At 41.9% G+C, this 20489-nt stretch carries 13 protein-coding genes and 1 tRNA gene; 10 read left to right on the forward strand and 4 right to left on the reverse strand.

Going from position 1 to position 20489, the window contains the following annotated elements:
* Positions 1 to 513: 513 nt before the first annotated feature.
* A complete protein-coding gene (locus J5A56_RS08120; RefSeq protein WP_021671178.1) occupies positions 514 to 1848 on the reverse strand; it encodes an SLC45 family MFS transporter in 1335 nt (444 codons plus the stop codon).
* Between the two features lie 168 nt (positions 1849 to 2016).
* Positions 2017 to 3042, reverse strand: coding sequence for a LacI family DNA-binding transcriptional regulator (locus J5A56_RS08125; RefSeq protein WP_021671179.1), 1026 nt, complete (start codon positions 3040 to 3042; stop codon positions 2017 to 2019).
* A gap of 281 nt (positions 3043 to 3323) precedes the next feature.
* On the opposite strand from J5A56_RS08125, the gene J5A56_RS08130 reads away from it, so the two are divergent.
* From J5A56_RS08130 to J5A56_RS08155, 6 genes are all read left to right on the forward strand, one after another.
* Positions 3324 to 6389, forward strand: a complete 3066-nt coding sequence (locus J5A56_RS08130; protein ID WP_021671180.1) for a SusC/RagA family TonB-linked outer membrane protein — start codon at positions 3324 to 3326, stop codon at positions 6387 to 6389.
* A gap of 21 nt (positions 6390 to 6410) precedes the next feature.
* Complete coding sequence (locus tag J5A56_RS08135; protein ID WP_021671181.1) at positions 6411 to 8039, forward strand: RagB/SusD family nutrient uptake outer membrane protein; 1629 nt, start codon at positions 6411 to 6413, stop codon at positions 8037 to 8039.
* 279 nt (positions 8040 to 8318) lie between these two features.
* Complete coding sequence (locus J5A56_RS08140) at positions 8319 to 9500, forward strand: SusE domain-containing protein (protein WP_021671182.1); 1182 nt, start codon at positions 8319 to 8321, stop codon at positions 9498 to 9500.
* An 82-nt stretch (positions 9501 to 9582) separates the two neighbouring features.
* A complete protein-coding gene (locus J5A56_RS08145; RefSeq protein ID WP_036919174.1) occupies positions 9583 to 10590 on the forward strand; it encodes an Outer membrane protein SusF domain-containing protein in 1008 nt (335 codons plus the stop codon).
* Positions 10591 to 10875: 285 nt separating this feature from the next.
* Positions 10876 to 12924: an alpha-amylase family glycosyl hydrolase gene (locus J5A56_RS08150; protein WP_021671184.1), complete on the forward strand. Its 2049-nt coding sequence runs from the start codon at positions 10876 to 10878 to the stop codon at positions 12922 to 12924.
* Between the two features lie 390 nt (positions 12925 to 13314).
* Positions 13315 to 13683, forward strand: a complete 369-nt coding sequence (locus J5A56_RS08155; RefSeq protein ID WP_021671186.1) for a desulfoferrodoxin family protein — start codon at positions 13315 to 13317, stop codon at positions 13681 to 13683.
* Positions 13684 to 14399: 716 nt separating this feature from the next.
* Here J5A56_RS08155 and J5A56_RS08160 read toward each other — a convergent pair.
* On the reverse strand, positions 14400 to 15953 hold the full coding sequence (locus J5A56_RS08160; RefSeq protein WP_021671188.1) for a thiol-activated cytolysin family protein: 1554 nt from the start codon (positions 15951 to 15953) through the stop codon (positions 14400 to 14402).
* A 648-nt stretch (positions 15954 to 16601) separates the two neighbouring features.
* Positions 16602 to 16675 (reverse strand) — tRNA-Asn (locus tag J5A56_RS08165).
* Positions 16676 to 16870: 195 nt separating this feature from the next.
* Here J5A56_RS08165 and J5A56_RS08170 point away from each other — a divergent pair.
* The 4 genes from J5A56_RS08170 to rimP all read left to right on the forward strand — a co-directional run bounded on the left by J5A56_RS08170 (position 16871) and on the right by rimP (position 20489).
* Entirely contained in the window at positions 16871 to 18619 is a 1749-nt protein-coding gene (locus J5A56_RS08170; protein WP_021671189.1) for a S41 family peptidase, read from the forward strand.
* Between the two features lie 526 nt (positions 18620 to 19145).
* Positions 19146 to 19373 carry a hypothetical protein gene (locus J5A56_RS08175; protein WP_021671191.1) on the forward strand — a complete coding sequence of 76 codons (228 nt, stop codon included), beginning with the start codon at positions 19146 to 19148 and terminating at the stop codon, positions 19371 to 19373.
* 129 nt (positions 19374 to 19502) lie between these two features.
* Complete coding sequence (locus J5A56_RS08180; RefSeq protein ID WP_021671192.1) at positions 19503 to 19865, forward strand: DUF2335 domain-containing protein; 363 nt, start codon at positions 19503 to 19505, stop codon at positions 19863 to 19865.
* Between the two features lie 156 nt (positions 19866 to 20021).
* Positions 20022 to 20489: a ribosome assembly cofactor RimP gene (gene rimP, locus J5A56_RS08185; RefSeq protein WP_021671193.1), complete on the forward strand. Its 468-nt coding sequence runs from the start codon at positions 20022 to 20024 to the stop codon at positions 20487 to 20489.

A 20489-nucleotide genomic window follows, 5' to 3' on the forward strand; every position in this document is an offset into this window, starting at 1 on the left:
TCACTTGCGTGTCAGTGCTCTGCACCAATGGTGTTAGGCGTCCGCACCATTGGTGTTGGGCATGGGCACAGTTGTTAGAAATGGTAAATGGGCTATGGGATTGGGGTTATAAGGTCTATTTATACACCTTTGCTTCATCTCTAAAAGACTGCCTTTATCATTGTTTTATCTTGATGAAATAGCTTTAAAGCAGGTGTGTTGTAGACCTGAAGGCGTACTAAGAAGATGGAGAAGACATTTTTATGTTTTTTATTTATAACCGTTTTGTACTTGTAGTTTCCCTCTTTTACAGACTGCATCCAGAAGATAGTGTGCTAAAAGTAAGTCTTCTATATAATATGATACACAGAGAAAGGCAAGACTTATCTCTCCAAATCCTTGAAGCCCTAAGGTAAGTCCATAACTGGTTGTATGCTTTCTTTTTACAAAAATGGAAAAAGATAGAAGGAAAAGGTGCGCTAAAACACTTTTTAGCGCACCTTTAAATTCAGAGAGATTATAAAAAAGTTATCGTTACCCTTGTTCTGCAGGGCGATGAACCTTGATGATTCCAACGGATAAAGCTCCGAGGAAGAGGGAAACGCCTGCTACAATCATCATATTACTTTGTACGGAACCAACCAGGTGAAGTATCACTCCACCAATAGCAGCAGCGACAATCTGCGGAATACAGATGGTTCCGTTGAAAAGTCCGAGATAAGTTCCCATGTGTCCATAACCCTCAAGTGCATTGGTCACTAAGGTGAATGGCATTGCCAATATAGCTGCCCAAGCGCATCCGATGAGGAGGAATGGGATGAACATAACATACTGGTTGTGTACGAAAGCTGCGAGGACAAAGCCTATTGCACCTAAGATAAGCGAGAATGCGTATGCCAGTTTTGCGTTCTTAAACTGTGGAAGAACCATTGCCCAGAGCACTGAGCCGATAGCTTGTACAGCAAAGAGAATACCTACCCAGTTGCCTGCTTCTTGATAACCCTTTGTCATAGTTGCATCATGTGCAAGCATATCTACACCCCAGCAGTTAGCTGCAACGGTTCCGTTGGTGTAGGTCCACATATACATAAAGGCGAACCAGCTAAAGAATTGTACCAAACCCACTTTCCAAAATGTAGATGGTGCATTCTTCAAGAGGGTAAATGGATTTGTCTTTGAGTTTTCCTCTTTGTTCTTTACACTATGGTATTCTGCATACTCCTTTGGTGGCATTTCCTTTACCTTAGCTGTGGTATAGATGACACAAAGGATGAGGATGGCTGCACCGATGTAGAAAGAATAGACTACAGAGTCAGGAACGACACCTGAAGGTGCTTGATTGGAAATACCTAAGAAGGTGAAGAAGAATGGGAATACATAACCTGCGATAGAGCCTGCATTGCAGAGGAAGCTCTGAATAGAGTAGGCGAGTGTCTTCTGCTTTTCGTTGACCATGTCGCCCACTAACATCTTAAAGGGTTGCATTGCCATATTGATACTTGTGTCAAGGAACATCAAGGAGATGAGTCCAAACACCATAGCCGTTGAGACTGCCATACCAAAAGAACCAGCATTTGGCAGTAGACACATTACGAGAACGGCAACGGCAGCACCGACGAAGAGATAAGGGACGCGGCGTCCGAAGCGTGTCCACGTCATGTCAGAGAGCGAGCCGACAATCGGCTGTACAACGATACCCATCAGCGGAGGGAGTATCCAGAAGTAACTAAGGTTATGAGGGTCGGCACCTAAGGTCGCAAAAATGCGAGAAATGTTAGCACTTTGCAGAGCGTATGCAATCTGTACTCCGAAGAATCCGAAGCTGAGGTTCCAAAGTTGCCAGAAGCTTAAGTTAGGTTTTTGTTTCATTATTATGTTAGTTTTTGAGCTCCTTAAGTCCCTCTGAAGGGGAAGTACGAAGCTTGTGTTGTTTTTATCTTTTTGAAGAGGGGACTGTTGGACTTATTGGGTTAATCAGGCTCATAAGCCCAATTTTGTCCTCAGCACTCCCCTCCTTTGGAGGGGTTGGGGGAGGTTTCACCTTGTAGTCCCCCTAATAATCAGTTTTGTTCTCACTACACGTTTCTCTACTCTGTTCTTAGGTAATTTTCCTTCTACCTGATCAATGAGGATGCTTGCAGCTTCTTCGCCCACACGTGTACCCCGTTGTTCAACTGTTGTTAACATGGGGTCGCAAGCGATGGCACGCTGTCCGTTAGTGAAACCGCAGATAGAGACGTCTTCTGGCACACGAAACCCTAATCGTTTGCAGGAATAGAGAATACCGATAGCCGTGTCGTCGTTGACGGCAAAGAAGGCATCTGGTGGCTCGAGAAGACGCATCACGTCAGGAGTGATAGTTTCAGCATCCGTTCTGTTGTCGCAGTTCTTTATCAGTTGCTCGTCAGGGTGTATACCATTCTTCAGTAAGGCATCACGATATCCGTTGTAACGGTTCTTTCCGATTTCCATTGTTAGCAATGTGCCGTAATAGGCAATACGCTTACACCCTGTATTAATGAGGTGTGTGACGGCAGCAAAGGCCCCTCTATAATCATCAACAACTACTCGACTGGCATTTACACCCGTACTGATGCGATCGTAGAATACCAAAGGTACACCTTTATCTATGAGTGTTTGGAAATGATTGTATTTAGTAGTATTCTTGGCTTGAGAGACAATGATGCCACAGACCTTACTCTCTGAGAATGTTTGACAGATTTTTACTTCGTTCTCATAGTTCTCCCGACTCTGTGCAACCATAATCCGATAGCCACGTAAGGATGCTTCTTCTTCGATCCCTGAAAGGATGGATGAGAAATAGAAGTGCTCAAATTGCGGAATGATAACACCGATAATCTTAATCGGCTGTACCTTACTTTTGCGCAGGCTCTCTGCAATAATATTAGGAAAGAAGTTATGTTCACGTGCGTACCTTTTTATCTCTTCACGTTTTTCGGCAGAGATACGAGGACTATCTTTGAGTGCACGAGAGACGGTAGCGACGGAAACACCAAGCTCTCGTGCTATATCTTTCATTGTTATGTCGGTTGAGTCACTCATGCGATTTAGCCTTGTTTTTAGTCTGCCATTTGTTTTATATCGCAAATATACATATTTTTTATAAATTCTTTGACCTATGTCAATTTATTTATTTTATATTTGTATGCGCAATCGTTTGCATTGTTTTTGTAGTGGTTTTAAAGCGAAAAAAGCATAAAGTAGCTTAATATCAACTATCTTTGCAGCAGAAAAGCCTATGAAATGGCTATTAACCTAATTTTTTGATCAAACTAAACGATATTACTTTAATCAATTTATAAATTACTTTAACAATAAAAAAGATGAAGCAGGTAAAATGTAAATTTCCTGTTAGGATATTGACTCTGTTGTTGGGTCTATTCCTTTCAGTTAGTGCCTTTGCACAGTCTACGATTACTGGACAGGTGAAGGATGCTACTGGCGAGCCAGTCATTGGTGCTTCTGTCCTTATCAATGGGACATCGAATGGTACTGTGACCGACCTTGATGGTAACTTCTCTGTCAATGTACAGCCGGGTGCTACTTTGACAATCTCTTACATTGGTTTCCAGAAACAACAGGTTGCTGCAACCAATGGTATGGTAATTACACTTCAGGAAGACCAAGCACAGCAGATGAATGAGGTTGTTGTTATTGGTTATGGTGCTGTTAAGAAGAGTGACCTTACGGGTTCTGTGACAGCCTTGAAACCAGATAGCAAGAACAAGGGTCTTGTTGTTAATGCGCAGGATATGCTTGCTGGTAAGGTTGCCGGTGTGAGTGTGACAAGCGATGGTGGTACTCCGGGTGGTGGTTCTAATATCCGTATCCGTGGTGGTTCTTCTCTGAATGCATCTAACAATCCACTGATTGTTATTGATGGTGTGGCTATGGACCAGACAGGTGTCAAGGGTGTAAGTAACCCATTGTCTCTTGTAAACCCACAGGATATTGAGTCTTTCAACGTTTTGAAGGATGCTTCTGCTACTGCAATCTATGGTTCTCGTGGTTCAAATGGTGTTATCATCATTACAACCAAAAAGGGACGTCGTGGTTTACAGGTTTCTTATAATGGTAGCTTTACTGTTAGTAGAAATTCTAAGAATCTTGATGTGTTGTCTGCTGATGAGTATCGTAGCCTTATTGCAAAGAAGTTTGGAACAGATCTCTATACACTCGACTCAAATGGTAATAAGGTTCCAACAGCTTATTCACGTCTTGGTAATGCTAACACTAACTGGCAGAACGAAATCTTCCGTACAGCGCTTAGCCATGACCACAACGTAGCTGTTTCTGGTCAGGTTGGTGACTGGTTGCCTTATCGTGTTAGTGCAGGCTACACAAATCAGCAGGGTATCATTAAGACTTCTAACTTTGAGCGTTTCACTGGAGCATTGACATTGAACCCTTCTTTCTTGAATGACCACTTGAAGATTACATTGAATGCTAAGGGTATGTGGACAAAGAACCGCTATGCTGATGGTGAGGCTATTAAAGCTGCACGTCAGTTTGATCCAACACAGCCAGTCTATGCGTCTGGTTATGACAACTTCGGTGGCTACTATCAGTGGCTTGATGATGGTACAGCTCTCAATGATAGAAACTGGCCAAAGACCTATTATAATCTGGCTACAAAGAACCCAGTGTCTATTCTTAACCTAAAGAACGACCGTGCTATCAGCCGTGACTTCCTCGGAAGTGCAGACTTCGATTATAAGGTACATGGTTTTGAAGATCTCCGACTCCACGTTACAGCAGGTATTGATATTGCTAAGGGACGTCAAGTAACAGATGTAGAACCTACTTCTCCACAGGCAATCTATTATGGTTCTTACGGATGGGAATCACAGTTGAAGCGTAACATGCAGCTTTCTGCTTATGCTCAATACTACCACGACTTCAATGATAAGGCAAAGAATCACTTTGATATCATGGCTGGTTATGAGTGGGCACACTTCTGGCACAACACCCATAACTCTTACTGGAGCTACTATCCAAAGACAAATAACAATACAGCTCTTGCTGGTACAGAACGCAACCGTACCTATTATGACTATGCGACAGAGAACTACCTCGTATCATTCTTCAGTCGTGCAAACTGGTCTTTGATGGATGGTCGTTATATGGTAACAGCAACTGTACGTAATGACGGTTCTTCACGTTTTAAGGAGCATTGGGCTACATTCCCATCATTTGCTTTCGCATGGCGTGTCAATGAAGAGAACCTTTTCAAGAAGATTGACTGGTTGTCAGACTTGAAACTTCGTCTTAGCTGGGGTATGACTGGTCAGCAGGAAGGTATCGGTGACTATAATTACTTCGCTATATACGAAATGAACACAGGTAATGAATCTACCTATCCAACTGCTGGTAATGGTTCTTTGGCTCGTCCAAAGGCATACGATCCAAACTTGAAGTGGGAAACAACTACCTCTTATAACGTAGGACTTGATTGGGGTATTCTCAAGCAGCGCCTCACAGGTAGCGTTGATTGGTACTACCGTAAGACCACCGACTTGCTCAATAGTGCAACCGTACCTGCAGGTTCTAACTTCCGTAATCAGGTAATGAGTAACATCGGATCTATGTATAATATGGGTGTTGAAACAAGTCTCCACTGGTTGGCAGTGAACGCTAAGGACTTCAACTGGACAATGGATTACAACTTCACCTATAACTATAATAAGATTACTAACCTTAATGGTGGTAACGACCCAGACTACTTCGTACCTACAGGTGGTATCTCTGCTGGTACAGGTGGTAACATTCAGGCACAGCACGTAGGCAATGCTGTTAACTCTTTCCACGTATTCCAGCAGGCATATGACAAGAACGGCAAGCCATTGGAGGGTGTAGTTGTTGACCGCAACGGCGATGGTAAGATTACCGATGCAGATAAGTACTACTACAAGGCACCTGCAGCACCTGTAACGATGGGCTTTGCTTCTCGTTTCGAGTATCGCAACTGGGATCTTGGTTTCGCACTCCGTGCAAGTCTTGGTAACTATGTTTACAATGATGCTTTTGCAAGCACTTCTAACATGTCAAACTCAGAAATCTATGTAAAGAGCAAGTTCCTTGTGAACCGTCCAACAGATGTAGTGGCAGACAACTGGTCGTCAACAGAGACTACATCTACACAGACAGACTATTGGGTACAGAATGCTTCTTTCTTGAAAATGGATAATGTAACCTTGGGTTATAGCTTCGCAAATCTTCTCAAGCAGGGTTCATGGAATGGTATCACTGGTCGTATTTATGGAACTGTGAATAATGTGTTCTGCCTTACTAAGTATAAGGGTCTCGATCCAGAGGTATTCAATGGTATTGACAATAACCTCTACCCACGTCCAATCTCATTCATCTTGGGTTTGAACTTGAATTTCTAAATCTATAAAAGAGTAAAGACAATGAATACAAAATTCAAATATATATTCTCTGCAGCAGCACTTCTGCTGTCAGTAGGGCTTACCTCTTGTACAGGTGATTTGGATGTAACACCAATTGATCCAAACCTTAATACAAAGGATAATACATCGCCAGAAAGTTCACTCAATAAGTGCTATGCTCATATTGCTATGGCTGGTAATGGTGGAGCTAACGGTGATAGTGATGTTGATGGTATTGACGGCGGAACCAGTGGTTACGTGCGTCAGTTGTTCAACTCACAGGAATTGACCACTGATGAGGCTATCTGCGCATGGGGTGATGAGGGTATCTCCAACATGAACTTCAATACTTATGATGCTTCACACCCAATGTTGAAGGGTTTCTATTACCGTCTCTATGTTGGTATAACTTATTGTAACCAGTATCTTGCAGACTTTGGTGACTATAATGCAACGATGTCAGCGGAGGTTCGTTTCATTCGTGCTTTGAATTATTATTACCTCTTGGACGGATGGGGCAATGTTCCTTTCACAACAGCTATCTCATCTGATAAGCCTGCTCGTATTAAGCGTGCCGACCTCTACAAATGGCTTGTTGACGAGTTGAAGAACGAGGTTGAGCCTAAACTGAACGACCCAGCACCAAAGACTTCAGCTACTACTGGCTATGGTCGTGTTGATAAGGCTGCTGCTTGGATGCTCTTAGCTCGTCTTTATTTGAATGCTGAGGTTTATACAGGTACTGCTGATTGGGCTGATGCTAAGACTTACGCAAAGAAGGTTATCGATTCTCCTTACAAGCTCTATACAACCAAGAAGGGACAGTGGAGTGCTTATCAGCAGCTTTTCATGGGCGATAATGGTGAGAATGGTGCTTCTGTTGAGGCTGTCTTCCCAATCCTTCAGGATGGTTTGAAGACTACTTCTTACGGTACAACGCTCTACCTCATGGCTGGTTCTAACGACAACAGCGAGCATATCAAGAGTGCTACTGTTGCTGGTAATAATACAACTGGTGGTTGGGCTGGTAACCGTATGCGTCCAGACCTCGTACTAAAGTTCTTCCCAAATAACGATGCTCCTAATGTTGCTGCATACGCTATGCCAGCAGCAGCTGATGACGATCGTGCCCTCTTCGATGGTGAAGGTCGTAATGTAAGCAATGGTGACGATGAGAAGGGTGTAAAGGTATTTACTAACGGATTCTCTGTTTGTAAGTTTAATAACTTCAAGACAGACGGAACTGCAGGTCACAATGCACTCTTCCCAGATGCTGACTTCTTCCTTATGCGTGCTGCTGAGGCTTACTTAATGTATGCTGAGGCTGATGCACGTCAGAACAATGGAACAACAACAGCACAGGGTACTGCTTATATCAATGCGCTCCGCACTCGTGCTAATGCAACTACTCAGACCGCTTACTCTCTCCGTCAGATCTGTGACGAGTGGAGCCGTGAGTTCTACTTTGAAGGCTTGCGTCGTACAACACTTATCCGTTTCGGTTACTTCGGTGGTAATGTTAATTACAACTGGAACTGGAAGGGTGGTGTGAAGAGTGGCCGTAACTTCGACTCTCACCTCAATCTCTTCCCAATTCCGACAAGTGATATGGTTGCTAATAGCAACTTGATTCAGAATACTGGGTATTAATTAAGGTGTTGTCAATGGCTGAAAAGTCTGATGAAAACTGAGATTGAACCTCTCAGAAATCATCAACGGCAAATTCTTTTCATGAAAATAAATATTTTTCTTCGTGAAAATAAATATTTCTCGTCATGAAAATAATTATTTCTTTTCATGAAAAGAATTCACCGACAAGACTTCAACATGACCTATTTCATGGTTAACAAAGACGTTCTTGGGACTTGAAAGGCATTGAAAAGACGTACTACTGAATAATAGAAATAAAACGATTAAAGAATAATCAATATGAAATCAATAATTAAGTCATCGTTGCTGTTGTGTGCAGGTGTGGCATTGTTCTCTGCCTGCGACAAGGACTTGGACAACAACCCAGTTCTTCAGTCACCTAAGACATTCGTTCTGAATACACCAGCTTACGCTGCACAAACAATAGATTTGAAGGTTGCTGAGAGCCTGAAGTTCACATGGTCGCAGCCTGAATATGGTTTCCCTGTAGCCGCTGAATATGGTATGCAGTTCTCAACTACCAATACTTGGACAAAGTCTGTTGATGCTGTCGTTGATATGGATGCTGAGCGTGGTAATTATGCAGCTGTTGGTTCTCCAACAGGTACTGCTTCTACCTCTGTTTCAGCAGCCGACCTCGCTACCGCTATTCAGAAGATGGAGCGTTATGAGGAAACAACAGTTCCTGCAACACAGAACCTCTATGCACGTGTTTACTCATTAGTAAATGGTGATACAATCTACTCTAACCCTGTAAAGATGAGTGTGGCTCCTTATTACATAGAGCTCTCTGATGCTCCTGTAGAGACTTGGTACCTCATCGGTGGTTCATTCGGTGACGGCTCTTGGGGTAATAGTCAGGTTGTACCATTATTGCCAATGGAGGGTCAGGAGTATGACAAGAAGACTGGTAAGGGTGTTATCTCTTGGACTGGTTATCTGTCAACTGCAGGCTTTAAGTTGAAGAAGAACCCAGAGAATTGGGATGCTGGTCAGGTTGGACAGGGTTCAAACTTTGGTGATTTTGTTTATAATGATGGTGGTTCTTCTGATATCAAGGTACCGACAGCCGGCTACTATACAATCACCTTCGATACCAAGAATACGAAGCTGAAGATAGAGAAGTACACGGGTGCTACACCTACTGTTTATAACTCTATGGCTCTGCCTGGCAAGCATGATGGCTGGAACGTTGCCGGCGGTACATCACTGGCTGCCCAGACTACGGTTGTTGAGAACCACGACTGGAAGACTACTGTAACCTTCGCAGAGAAGTCTACAGGTGCTGATGGTGAGGGCTGTAAGTTCGCAGCTAATGGTACTTGGGATGTAAACTGGGGTTCTGAAGCATTCCCATATGGTGTTGCAACTAAGGGTGGCAAGAACGTTCGCAATGGTAAGGGTACTTACATTGTTTACTTCAATGACATCACTGGTCAGTACTCTTTCGTAAAGCAGTAATTTATTAAAGATGATAATAGAGGGTGTGTCAGCAGGCACAACCAGTATGACACACCCTTATCACATAACAAGAAGAATCGAAATGAAGAAATTATTAATCATGGCAAGTGCCGCATTGCTCCTTGCTTCTTGCGGTAGCGATGAATATGAAGCATGGTCTGCTCCACAGAGTAACAGCGCAGAGACTGCCAGTACGGTGACGTTGACTGTAGGTGAAGCATCAGCCATTGACTTCAATACGGTGACAGCTGACTCTGTCCAGCTGTTTGTTCCGAAGGTGGTTTCAACACATCCTGTTGCTTCTCAGTCGTTGACCGCTTTGCTTACTTATAACGGCAAGACGGCAACACTCAATGCAAGTGAGAGCGGTAAGGTGAAGAGTACAGAACTTGTTTCTGCCGTAGAGAACCTTTATGGCAAGAATGGCGACCTACATAAGGTGGCTGTGACTGTGACGGACAAGGTGAAGCTGGTTCGTGGTGAGGGCTTCAGCCTTACACAGAATGTTACTGCAAGTGTGACCTGTGTTGCACCAGCTTTCACACAGTATCTTTACATGTCAGGCGATGCTAACGGCTGGTCGTTCAGCAATCCGCTTTATAGCGCAGCTGGTGACGGCAAGTACACTGGCTTTATGTATCTCAACCAGAATGGCTTTAAGTTCGCAACCCAGCAGGACTGGAACGGTACTGACTATGGTACAGGTCTCGTAGAGAAAGGTAGCAACATCGTGATGACTGAGCCAGCAGGATTCTATAAGGTAGATGTTGACCTCACATCACAGGCGCTTACCTACACAGCTATTAGTCGTGTTGGTGTTATTGGTTCTGCAACAGCAGGTGGCTGGAGCAGCGATCAGGCAATGACCTACAATGCTACTGAGAAGTGTTGGGAGATTAAGGGCATCACATTGACCGCTGGTGAGATGAAGTTCCGCGCTAACAATGATTGGGTATTAGACTGGGGTGGCTCATTGACTGATATTACTTTCAAGGGTGGTAACATCAATGTTGCAGCTGGTAAGTATAATATTAAACTCTATCTCTTGTGTGATACGAAGTCGCACTGTACAATGGAGACAGCTCCTTAATTACTTGAATTTAGATAAAATGATAAGAGTGTGCCGATATGATGTCGACACACTCTTTCTTTTTATAGTATATTTGAAAGGTAGGTATAGTTAGTAAGGGCTAATTTTTGGGGGGTAAAAGTGCAAACGATTGCATTATAAAATATGTAGGTACACAATTGTTTGCAGGTCTTGTGTTTGTTTAATTGTTATCTTTGTAATCATAGACAGTAAAAGACTAAAAAAGAAATCTATATGAAACGTATTTTGACAAGTTTATGTACACTTTTTGTGTGCTTGAGTACCATGTCACAGGGTTGGCCTGCTGGTTATGGTGGCGTAATGCTACAGAGTTTTTATTGGGATTCGTTCGATGCTTCCCAGTGGACAGTATTGGAGAAGAAAGCTGATGACTTCTCTGGATACTTCGATCTTGTATGGGTTCCACAGAGTGGTAAGGCTGCTGCAACAAAGTCAATGGGCTATGATCCGCTCTATTACTTCAATCAGAACTCTACTTTTGGTACGGAAGCAGAGTTGAGGAGTATGATAACTACCTTTAAAAACAAGCAGATTGGTACGATTGCCGATGTGGTTATCAATCACCATGGAACGAATAATGGGTGGTTTGGTTTCCCTGCAGAAGTGTACAAGGGAGTGACTTATCAGAACCTTTCTACGGATGTTTGTGCTGATGATGACGGTGGAGCAGCTGCCACAGAAGCAAGAAGAACAGGCACTCAACTTAGTCAGAACAATGACGATGGAGAAGGTTGGGGCGGTATGCGTGACCTTGATCATAAGAGTACAAACGTTCAGAACATAGTGAAGGCATACGAAAACTATTTGCTTAACGACCTTGGTTATGCTGGTTTCCGTTATGATATGGTGAAGGGATTTGCTGCTTCTCATGTTGGTAACTATAATACAGCGGCTAACGTTACTTACTCTGTTGGCGAGTATTGGGACGGCAATGCGAATACTGTAAAGGGGTGGATTGATGCTACTGGTAAGAAGAGTGCAGCCTTCGACTTTGCTTTCCGCTATGCTGTTCGTGATGCTATCAATCAGAATAATTGGAGTGTGCTTAACGAATCGAGAACTACGGGAATCAATGTTGATAATGGTGCTTATAAGCAGTATGCCGTGACCTTCGTTGAAAACCACGATGTTCAAGACAGGGGAACGACGAGCGGTTATACCCCAGACCCTATCCGTAAAGATACGTTAGCAGCCAATGCTTATCTCTTGGCAATGCCTGGAACACCTTGTGTTTTCTATACTCATTACCTCGCTTATCCAAAGGAAATAAAGGCAATGATTGATGCCCGCAAGTTAGCTGGTGTGACGAATACGAGCAGTTATCAGAACTATCGCTCTTCTACTGGCTATTATGCGAATGTTGTTACGGGTACAAATGGTAAGTTGTTGGTAGTTGTAGGTACTAATGCCAACCAGTTGGTAGTTCCTACTTCACGTTATACAAAGCTCTTGAGTGGTTATCACTATGCTTACTATCTTGCTAAAGATGCCGAGACAGTTTGGATTGATAAGGCGAGTGGAGCGTATGAAGGTGAGAACTTAAAGGTTAAACTAACAGCCGTGTCTACCAATGCGGAGGCTAAACTTGTTTATACTACAGATGGCAATACGCCAACGGCAAGTAGCACGCAGGTGGCTTCTGGAACGGAGATAACGCTTCCTGAGGGCGAAAAAACCTTGAAAGTGGCATTGTTGGCAGGTGGTGTTATGGGTAAGATTATCACTCGTAGCTATAAGGTTACGGCTCCTGTCCCTTACACGCCAGAGACGATTCGTGTCTATGTGAATACTGATCAGGTGGGTTGGAACTCATACGTGAACTATCATTCATGGGGTGGTACGCATACAGCAACGTCATGGCCCGGCGATAAGGTTACTTCAAAGACAACCGCGAATGGTAAGACATGGTTTTATAAGGACTATACGCTCACAAAAGCTGATGACTATGTAAACTTTGTGTTTAGTATTGGTAGCGTATCAAATGCCAGTGCCAATCAGACTGTGGACATTGAAAGAGTGAAGAAAACGTCTTACTTTGAAGTCTCATCAACAAAGGAAAACGGTAAATATACTATCAACAATGTAACGGAAACGGTAACGGGCATTGAGGGAGCTGAGGCTGATGCTCAGCAGAGTAAATCCGACAAGCATTACTATACGCTCTCTGGTCAGCGACTCACTGGTAAACCTACGCAACGTGGAGTTTATATCCATGCAGGTAAGAAGATTGTTGTGAAATGGGTAAAGCAATCAGATAAAAATAAAAAAGTATACGCTCTCATACGTACTCTCTTTTATTTAGATTCGTATTGAGCTTAAGAAAGTAAGTCTTCTTATTACATTAAGGAGGCTTACTTTTTGTTTTTATACCCCTTTCTAACGTCATGTTATGCTTAATTATACGATGAGTTGTGTGGTATTCAGCCCTCCGCACATTATGTGCTCATTGTTAGCACCATTGGTGTTTACCAACAGCACCATTGGTGTTAGGCATCATAACAATGGTAAAAGATGGTGGAATAGGGTGTAGTAAACAAAGCTTTTCGAATGAAATTAGGTAAGAAGATTCGTAATTGATAAGCAACTATTATAGCAAACGGAGTCTTAAAGAATGTAAAACTTGTAATATTTACAAGAAGAAAGTTTGTTTCTTTCGGAAATTAGATATATCTTTGCAGACATAACATTAAGAAATAATTTATTATGGCAAAAAGAAACGAGTTATATAAGTGTACAGAGTGTGGTCACATCGTTGAAGTATTGGTAGGCGGTGAGTGTGGAGTAGGAAAGATGGAGCACGTAGTTGAAAATACTACTGACGCTGCAACAGAGAAGCACGTGCCAGTTGTTGAGAAGATTGAAGGTGGCTACCGTGTAACCGTAGGTGAGGTTGAGCACCCGATGACTGAGGCTCACTCTATCCTTTGGATTGAGTTGGTAACCAATAACAACGAGGTCCTCCGTAAGTATCTCGATCCGACAGACCATCCGGTAGCTGAGTTCAAGACTGATGCAACTGAGGTTTATGCACGTGAGTACTGCAACCTCCATGGTCTTTGGCGTTCAAAATAAGAACAGAATTTCAAACTGACATATAATAATTATTATGGGTGCATGTGTCTCCTTGAGCAGGATTCCATGTGCCCTTTTCTGTTTTCATCCTATTTTTTTGATGCTTTTCTCCTTGGCAAAAAATATATCTTTAGCACGCCAGCTGTTTCCCCATCTTCTCCAATACACCGACATTATCAAATTCTTTTCACGATGAAAAATATTTATTTTCATGAAAATAAATATTTCTGTTCATGAAGAAAAATATTTCTTTTCATGAAAAGAAATTATAACTTGACATCTATAAGAACTGTTTTGCTGTGTTTTTTCTGTCTTATGAGCTACTCTTTTTACTTTCAATCGTTGTACCTTTGTCTTACTCCCTACTTTTCTGATCTACCTATTCATGAAGTTTGAGAGCCTGTAGGAAGGATAGATGATGGCGAAAATTCTTTTTATAATAAAGAAAAAGATAAAAGAGCCGATGAGTTCTCACGACAGTAATGTGTCCTTTCTTTTTTCAGGGGTATTTCATAAAAGGGTATGAAGAAAAGGAAAAAAATAAAAGAACCTGGCGTTTTGCCAGATTCTTTTCAAAGAGAAAACAATGAATGAATGTAAAACCTTAGGTGGGAAAATGTATATACATCCATATCCCCGCAGCGGTTTTTATGGTCTTTCATTCAGTTTGGTTACAGACTGCTGATGTTTTGACAGCAGTCTGTATGGAAGATAGTTTACTTGTGAAACTTCAGATTCTCTATTCCGAAGGTCAATGTCACTTCTCCTGTCGTGTCACGTAGGTTCAGAGGATTCTTCGCTGTGTCGTAAAGTTTGTTTACGCCTCCTTGTCCCAGTTTCTTTCCTTCTCTCACCAGGGTCTCGAACAGAGGAACTTCAAAGGTGTATTTTTCCTTGAAACCATCACTCCTTTTTCCTCTTTCAAATACGACAAGGATCTTTTCTCCGCTTTTGTAGTTCGGGAAATTGTGGCGTATGCGTCTGCTCCAACGGTCGAAGAAGAATTCTGTCCGCTGCTTAGCATCATCACCAAACTGTATGAAGCCTCTTCCTGCATCGAGTTTCTGACCTGACAATGATTTCAGTTCGTCCAAAACAATCAGGTCGAAGCTGATATGTGAGAACTCACCTGCATAAGGGTCATTCTTGGTGTATTTGGAATAAATTACCGTCTTGAATGTACGGTTGGTTCCGAGTTCCTTCAGCTTGTAGGCAATCGGAGCACCGGGATTTTCAGTACTCAGGCGTGCACCTTCGCCGATGAACTTCTTAACATCCTCCAGATTGATGGCTGCCAGCGCACCAAGTTTGGCATCACCACCAAGGACACGTCCCTTGATAGTTGACTCTTTCAGCAGGTCCTGGTATGCAGCCTCTGCATTTGCGCCAATCTTTCCGCCCAGCACAGACGCTTGTAGCTTTGCTTCAGCCTCTTTCTTTGTCATGTTCGTCTCAATACCCAAGAGGAGAATTCGTCCGTATTTTACAGAAGAAACAAATAACGGCTTCTCGTTTCCAAACTCTTTCTTGTAATCAAATTCCTTGGAAAAAAGGTCGGATGGCTTTTTAGGAAGGTCAATGCTAAGCTCATAGAATACCTGCTGCACTTTCACAAGAAAACGGTTCTTTTCCTTGTCAAAGCTGAAGCCTGCACTTGCCTCCACAGTGTTAGCAGCACCCTTGTAGTTGCCGCCCATTGCCATTTTGAGGTGTGCTTTGTCGTAAACTTCCTCAATTGAATAGGTGAGGTTGGCTGCAGGAGCATTGAAGCCACGGCTAAGTAACTCGTTGATTCCTTTTCTCACGCCAGAAAGGGTGGGGTTCTCTATCCTGACTGTTGGGTCAGAACTGCCAGGAAGATCAGTGGAAAGGACCATCGGAGCACGTTCTGCCTCAATAGGGTCGTACTCTCCTTCAATCACACTCTTCGCCCGAAGCAGTGCGCCTGGATAGAAAACGTTTTTATCATCTGAGAAGAGAAGCTGTTCCTCAAACTCTTTTGCCTGCTCGTAGAATTCCTTTGTAGCTCCTGCTCTTGTACTTGCAAGTGGAGATATGAGAGAGATTGTCTTCGCTTCACTGGCTTTTCTCTCAGAGAAAGGTTCTATCTGCTTTACCGAAGGCATGGAATGAACATACGAATTGATTGCTGTTGGGAAAGCTCCATTTCCCGTGTTTGTTCCCAAATCTCCATCTTTGTCATTGGTGCATGCGCCCAAGAGGATGGGAAGCATAAGCATTAGTTCTTTTCTTAACTTTAATTTTTTCATTTTGTTTGTTGATTAGTTGAGAGTTATACTTCTATATTATTAATTGTATGTTTTACGTTATTAAATGCGTTTTTTGAAGAACCTTGCCTCGAGGTTAGCGTAATTAAATTTCTTTAACATAACTCATTCTGGTACACGTAAGTGATGTTTGTCTTTTTTTGAAGTATTAAAACAAGGTTAAGATGGACCAAAAGGCTGTGCTATAAGTATGTGAAAGTTGGCTGTTAACAGCTCCTTTATTCCGTTACTTACAGGTAGATGTAAATCCTTTTCATGCATATTGAAATCAATACATGGTCTTTTGGCTTTGAAAAGACGCCCTGTTAGGGTTCAAAAGATGCTCTTTTGGCGTGTTACTAACGCCCTTTTGAAGTCCGATTAAGCACCTTTTCTTGCACGACGTTATAACTGGCTGATTTTCTGTTGGTTGTAAACTTGCTTTTTATAGGTGTCTTTGTCTTTGTTTATAGGCGTTTTGTTTAAAGATATGTAAGGTTTTTTGAAGTCTTATCGGCATCTTGAAATATAAGAAAAACAGATTCCCTGTATCAGAAGCTGAGGATAAAATAAGCAGTTGGGTTTGTTCTGTGTTGGAGTTTCTTGGGTATGAAAACAAAAAAGGAATTACTTTCGTAATTCCTTTTGATGCGCTCCAGGATGGGCTTGAACCAACGACCCCCTGATTAACAGTCAGGTGCTCTAACCAACTGAGCTACTGAAGCAGTTGTATTGCTTATTTCTTGTAAGCGGTTGCAAAGGTACTATGTTTCTTTGAACCCACCAAATGTTTTTGAAGAAAATTTCAATAAAATCGTGATTTTCTTTATTTTCATGCTTTTGAAGACCTGTTTTCCATTATAATAATGTACTTTTGTCCCGTTATAAGAACATTAAACAATAAACGGATATAATATATAATGAGAAATTTTTTTTTGGCTTTCGGACTCTGGGCACTTACTTTTAGCGGGTCTGTTATGGCACAAAGCACTGCTGAAAAGGAACATAACTTTAAGGTAGCAAAGAATCTTGAGACTTTTTCGGCTATTTACAAGTATCTTGATCTGATGTATGTTGATAGCCTCAACGCTGATGAAGTTATCGGAACAGGTATCAATTACATGCTTCGTTCGCTCGATCCTTACACGGTTTATTATCCAGAGGAGAAGGTAAAAGACCTCGACATGATGATTTCGGGTAAGTATGCAGGTGTTGGTGCATTGATTCGTTATAATTTCTTATTGAAGAATACGGTGATTGATGAGCCATACGAGAATATGCCTGCAGCGGAAGTTGGCTTGAAGAAGGGTGATGTTATTCTTGCTATTGGTGACTCGTCGATGGTAGGTAAGGATGTTTCGTTTGTCAGCAATCATCTTCGTGGTGATGCTGGTACCACCTTTATCTTGACTATTCAGCGCCCATCAACGAATAAGAAGATGAAATTTAAGATTACTCGCCGTGCTATTCAGCTCCCTGCAGTGCCATATTATGGTGTACAGGATGGTGGAGTAGGCTATTTGAATCTCAACTCTTTCACAACAGGATGTGCAAAGGATGTTCGACGTGCATTTCTTGATATGAAGAAACAGGGTATTACCTCGCTTGTCTTCGACCTCCGTAACAATGGTGGTGGTAGCTTGCAGGAAGCAGTAAACATCGTAAATATGTTTGTACCGAAAGGTATTACGCTCGTGAAGACGGTGGGTAAGATGGAGCGTGCGAACAATGAATATAAGACAACCGTTGAACCAATCGACACCCTCATGCCTATCGTTGTGCTGGTAAATGATGAGTCGGCGAGTGCCAGTGAGATTACCAGTGGTAGCTTGCAAGACCTCGATCGTGCTGTCGTTCTCGGTACACGTACTTACGGAAAGGGACTCGTGCAGGTTTCAATGGATCTTCCATATAATGCAAACTTAAAGCTTACGTCAAGCAAGTATTATATTCCAAGTGGACGTTGTATTCAGGCTATCAACTATAAGCATGCTAATGGTGGATATACTGAGCATGTACCTGATTCGCTGACACGTGTTTTCCGTACGGCAAACGGTCGTGAAGTGCGCGATGGTGGTGGTATTAAGCCTGATGTAGAGGTACGTCCTGACTCTCTTCCAAACATTGCTTTCTATCTTGCTTCCTCTGGTCGCGATTCAACGGAGGTGATGTGGAACTGGGAGTTGCAGTATTTGAAGAAGCATCCATCAATTGGTCCTGCAAAGAGTTTTATTATTTCAGATGCTGATTTTGAAGACTTCAAGCAGGCGGTATTGAAGAGTGGCTTCAAGTATGACCGCGAAAGTAAGAAATATTTGGAAAACCTTGTGAAGTTAGCTAAGTTTGAAGGCTATTATGACGATGCAAAACCAGAGTTTGAAGCTTTGGAGAAAAAGCTGAATCATAATCTTGCTAAAGACCTTGATTATAACAAGCAGGCACTGAAGAAATTGCTGACAAGCGATCTCGTTTCTGCTTATTACTATCAGAAAGGTTCGTTAGAGAATAGTCTGCAGTTTGATAAGCAGTGGAAAAAGGCTGTGGAGATTCTGAAAAACCCTGTAGAGTATAAGAAGCTCCTGCAACCTGTTGTAAGTCAGACATTAGTTAAGCTTGAGCCTGCTGTCAATGTAGCTGTTGATAACAAGAGAAAAACAAAGGCGAAATAAAGGGAACATTATAGAATGATTAAGGCTTATAGGTTTGTTTGGAACCTATAAGCCTTATTTTATTAATATGGTTTCGGTTTTATGTTAGTGCAGCCTTGTTATCATTTCTCAGTTTTTCTATTGTCGTGTTAGTACTCAGCACGTGTGGTGCTGTTGGTAAACACCATTGGTGTTGAGGGTTAAATACGATACAGTATATAGTTGAATGGAGAGTAATTTACTGTGAAAAAAGTGTTGTAAAACCAAAGATAAATGGGATGTATTTAGCTGTTTGAATGTTCAAAGAGTACGATTGTCGAATTATTTTCATGAAAAAAAATATTTTTGTTCGTGAAGAAAAATATTTCTCTTCGTGAAAATAAATATTTATGTTCTCGAAAGGATTTTGATTTTGGTAAGCTTCTTCGGGCTAATGAAAATGGTGTTTTTCTTCTTATAATACGAAAAATAATTACGTGAAGGCTTGGAATTCTCGAATAAAATATGTAAATTCGTAGCATGTTCATATAATAACATCATTGTCGTTATGAAACTTATAAAGAAAAAAGAACAGAAGAAAGTTGCCACATCGGTCTTATTTTCAGAAAGACCAACGATGCGGTCTGGTTTCTTGTCTGTGATTGGTGTTATGTCAAGGAGGCGCTTTGAACGCTATCTGCACGGAAACGACTTTGAAGATTTGCAGCGAGATACAAGGCTTATAGCAAATGATATGAATGCTGTTTTAAGACGGTTAAATTATGGAAAACGATAAACGGGAAAAGACTAAACAAAACGTGTCCACGTTGCCTACGAATGAAGAGTTATCAGAAGAATAACCGATATCAATAAAATTCTTGAAACCTTAGAACCAGAACAACGCACCAAGATAGAAAGTGCATTTATGGCATTAGAAACGGAACACACTTTTTGTGGTCCTTTGCCTGCTCCTGAAGATTTTAAGGCTTATGGAAAGGTTATTCCTGATGCTCCAGAACGTATTTTATGTTTGATGGAACAGCAGGTGGAACATCGAATAAGCACAGAAAGAAATATCGTAACAAGTGGATTAAAAGAAAGCCGAAGAGGGCAATGGATGGGGTGTTCTATTGTTATAATTCTTATTGGCTTGTCGAGTCTGTTAGCTCTTTATGGTCATGATGTAACAGCTGGATTTATGATAACGGCAGGTATAGGTTTAGCTGTGGTTTTTGTGCTAAAGCAAAACCCGCATGCAAATGAACAAGATGAAGTGGAAAAAGAATGAGTTGTTGGACTTGTCTTTTATTCCGATTAAATCAATTGTAAGCTGATAAAAAAGCCGTAAAACATTTGGTGTGTGGCGAAAATATTCGTAACTTTGCAAACGTTCAGAGGAATGAGGGGCTTTCAATAGTCCCTCATTTTTCATATTAAAACGCTTATGATAGATAAAAACGTTGTAAAAAGTCTCGTTGACGAGTGGCTGGAAGGTAAGGAATACTTCCTGGTTGACATTCAAATCAGTTCTGACGATAAGATTGTCGTTGAGATTGACCATGCCGATGGTGTGTGGATTGAAGATTGTGTAGAGTTGAGCAAGTATATCGAAGATCATCTTTCTCGAGATGAGGAAGATTACGAACTTGAGGTAGGTTCTGCAGGATTAGGTCAGCCGTTCAAGGTTCCTCAACAGTATCAGAACTTCATTGGAAAGGAAGTTGAGGTGCTTGGTAAGGACGGAAAGAAAGTCAAAGGCGTATTGAAGAGCGTTGATGGTAACGACTTTGTTGTGGCTGTCAATGAGAAAGTACAAGTGGAGGGTAAGAAGCGTCCTGTAAAGATGGATGTAGACCATGCGTACAAGATGGATGAAGTAAAATATACAAAATACATAATTAGTTTCAAGTAA

The sequence above is a fragment of the Prevotella melaninogenica genome (assembly GCF_018128065.1).
Taxonomy (GTDB): domain Bacteria; phylum Bacteroidota; class Bacteroidia; order Bacteroidales; family Bacteroidaceae; genus Prevotella.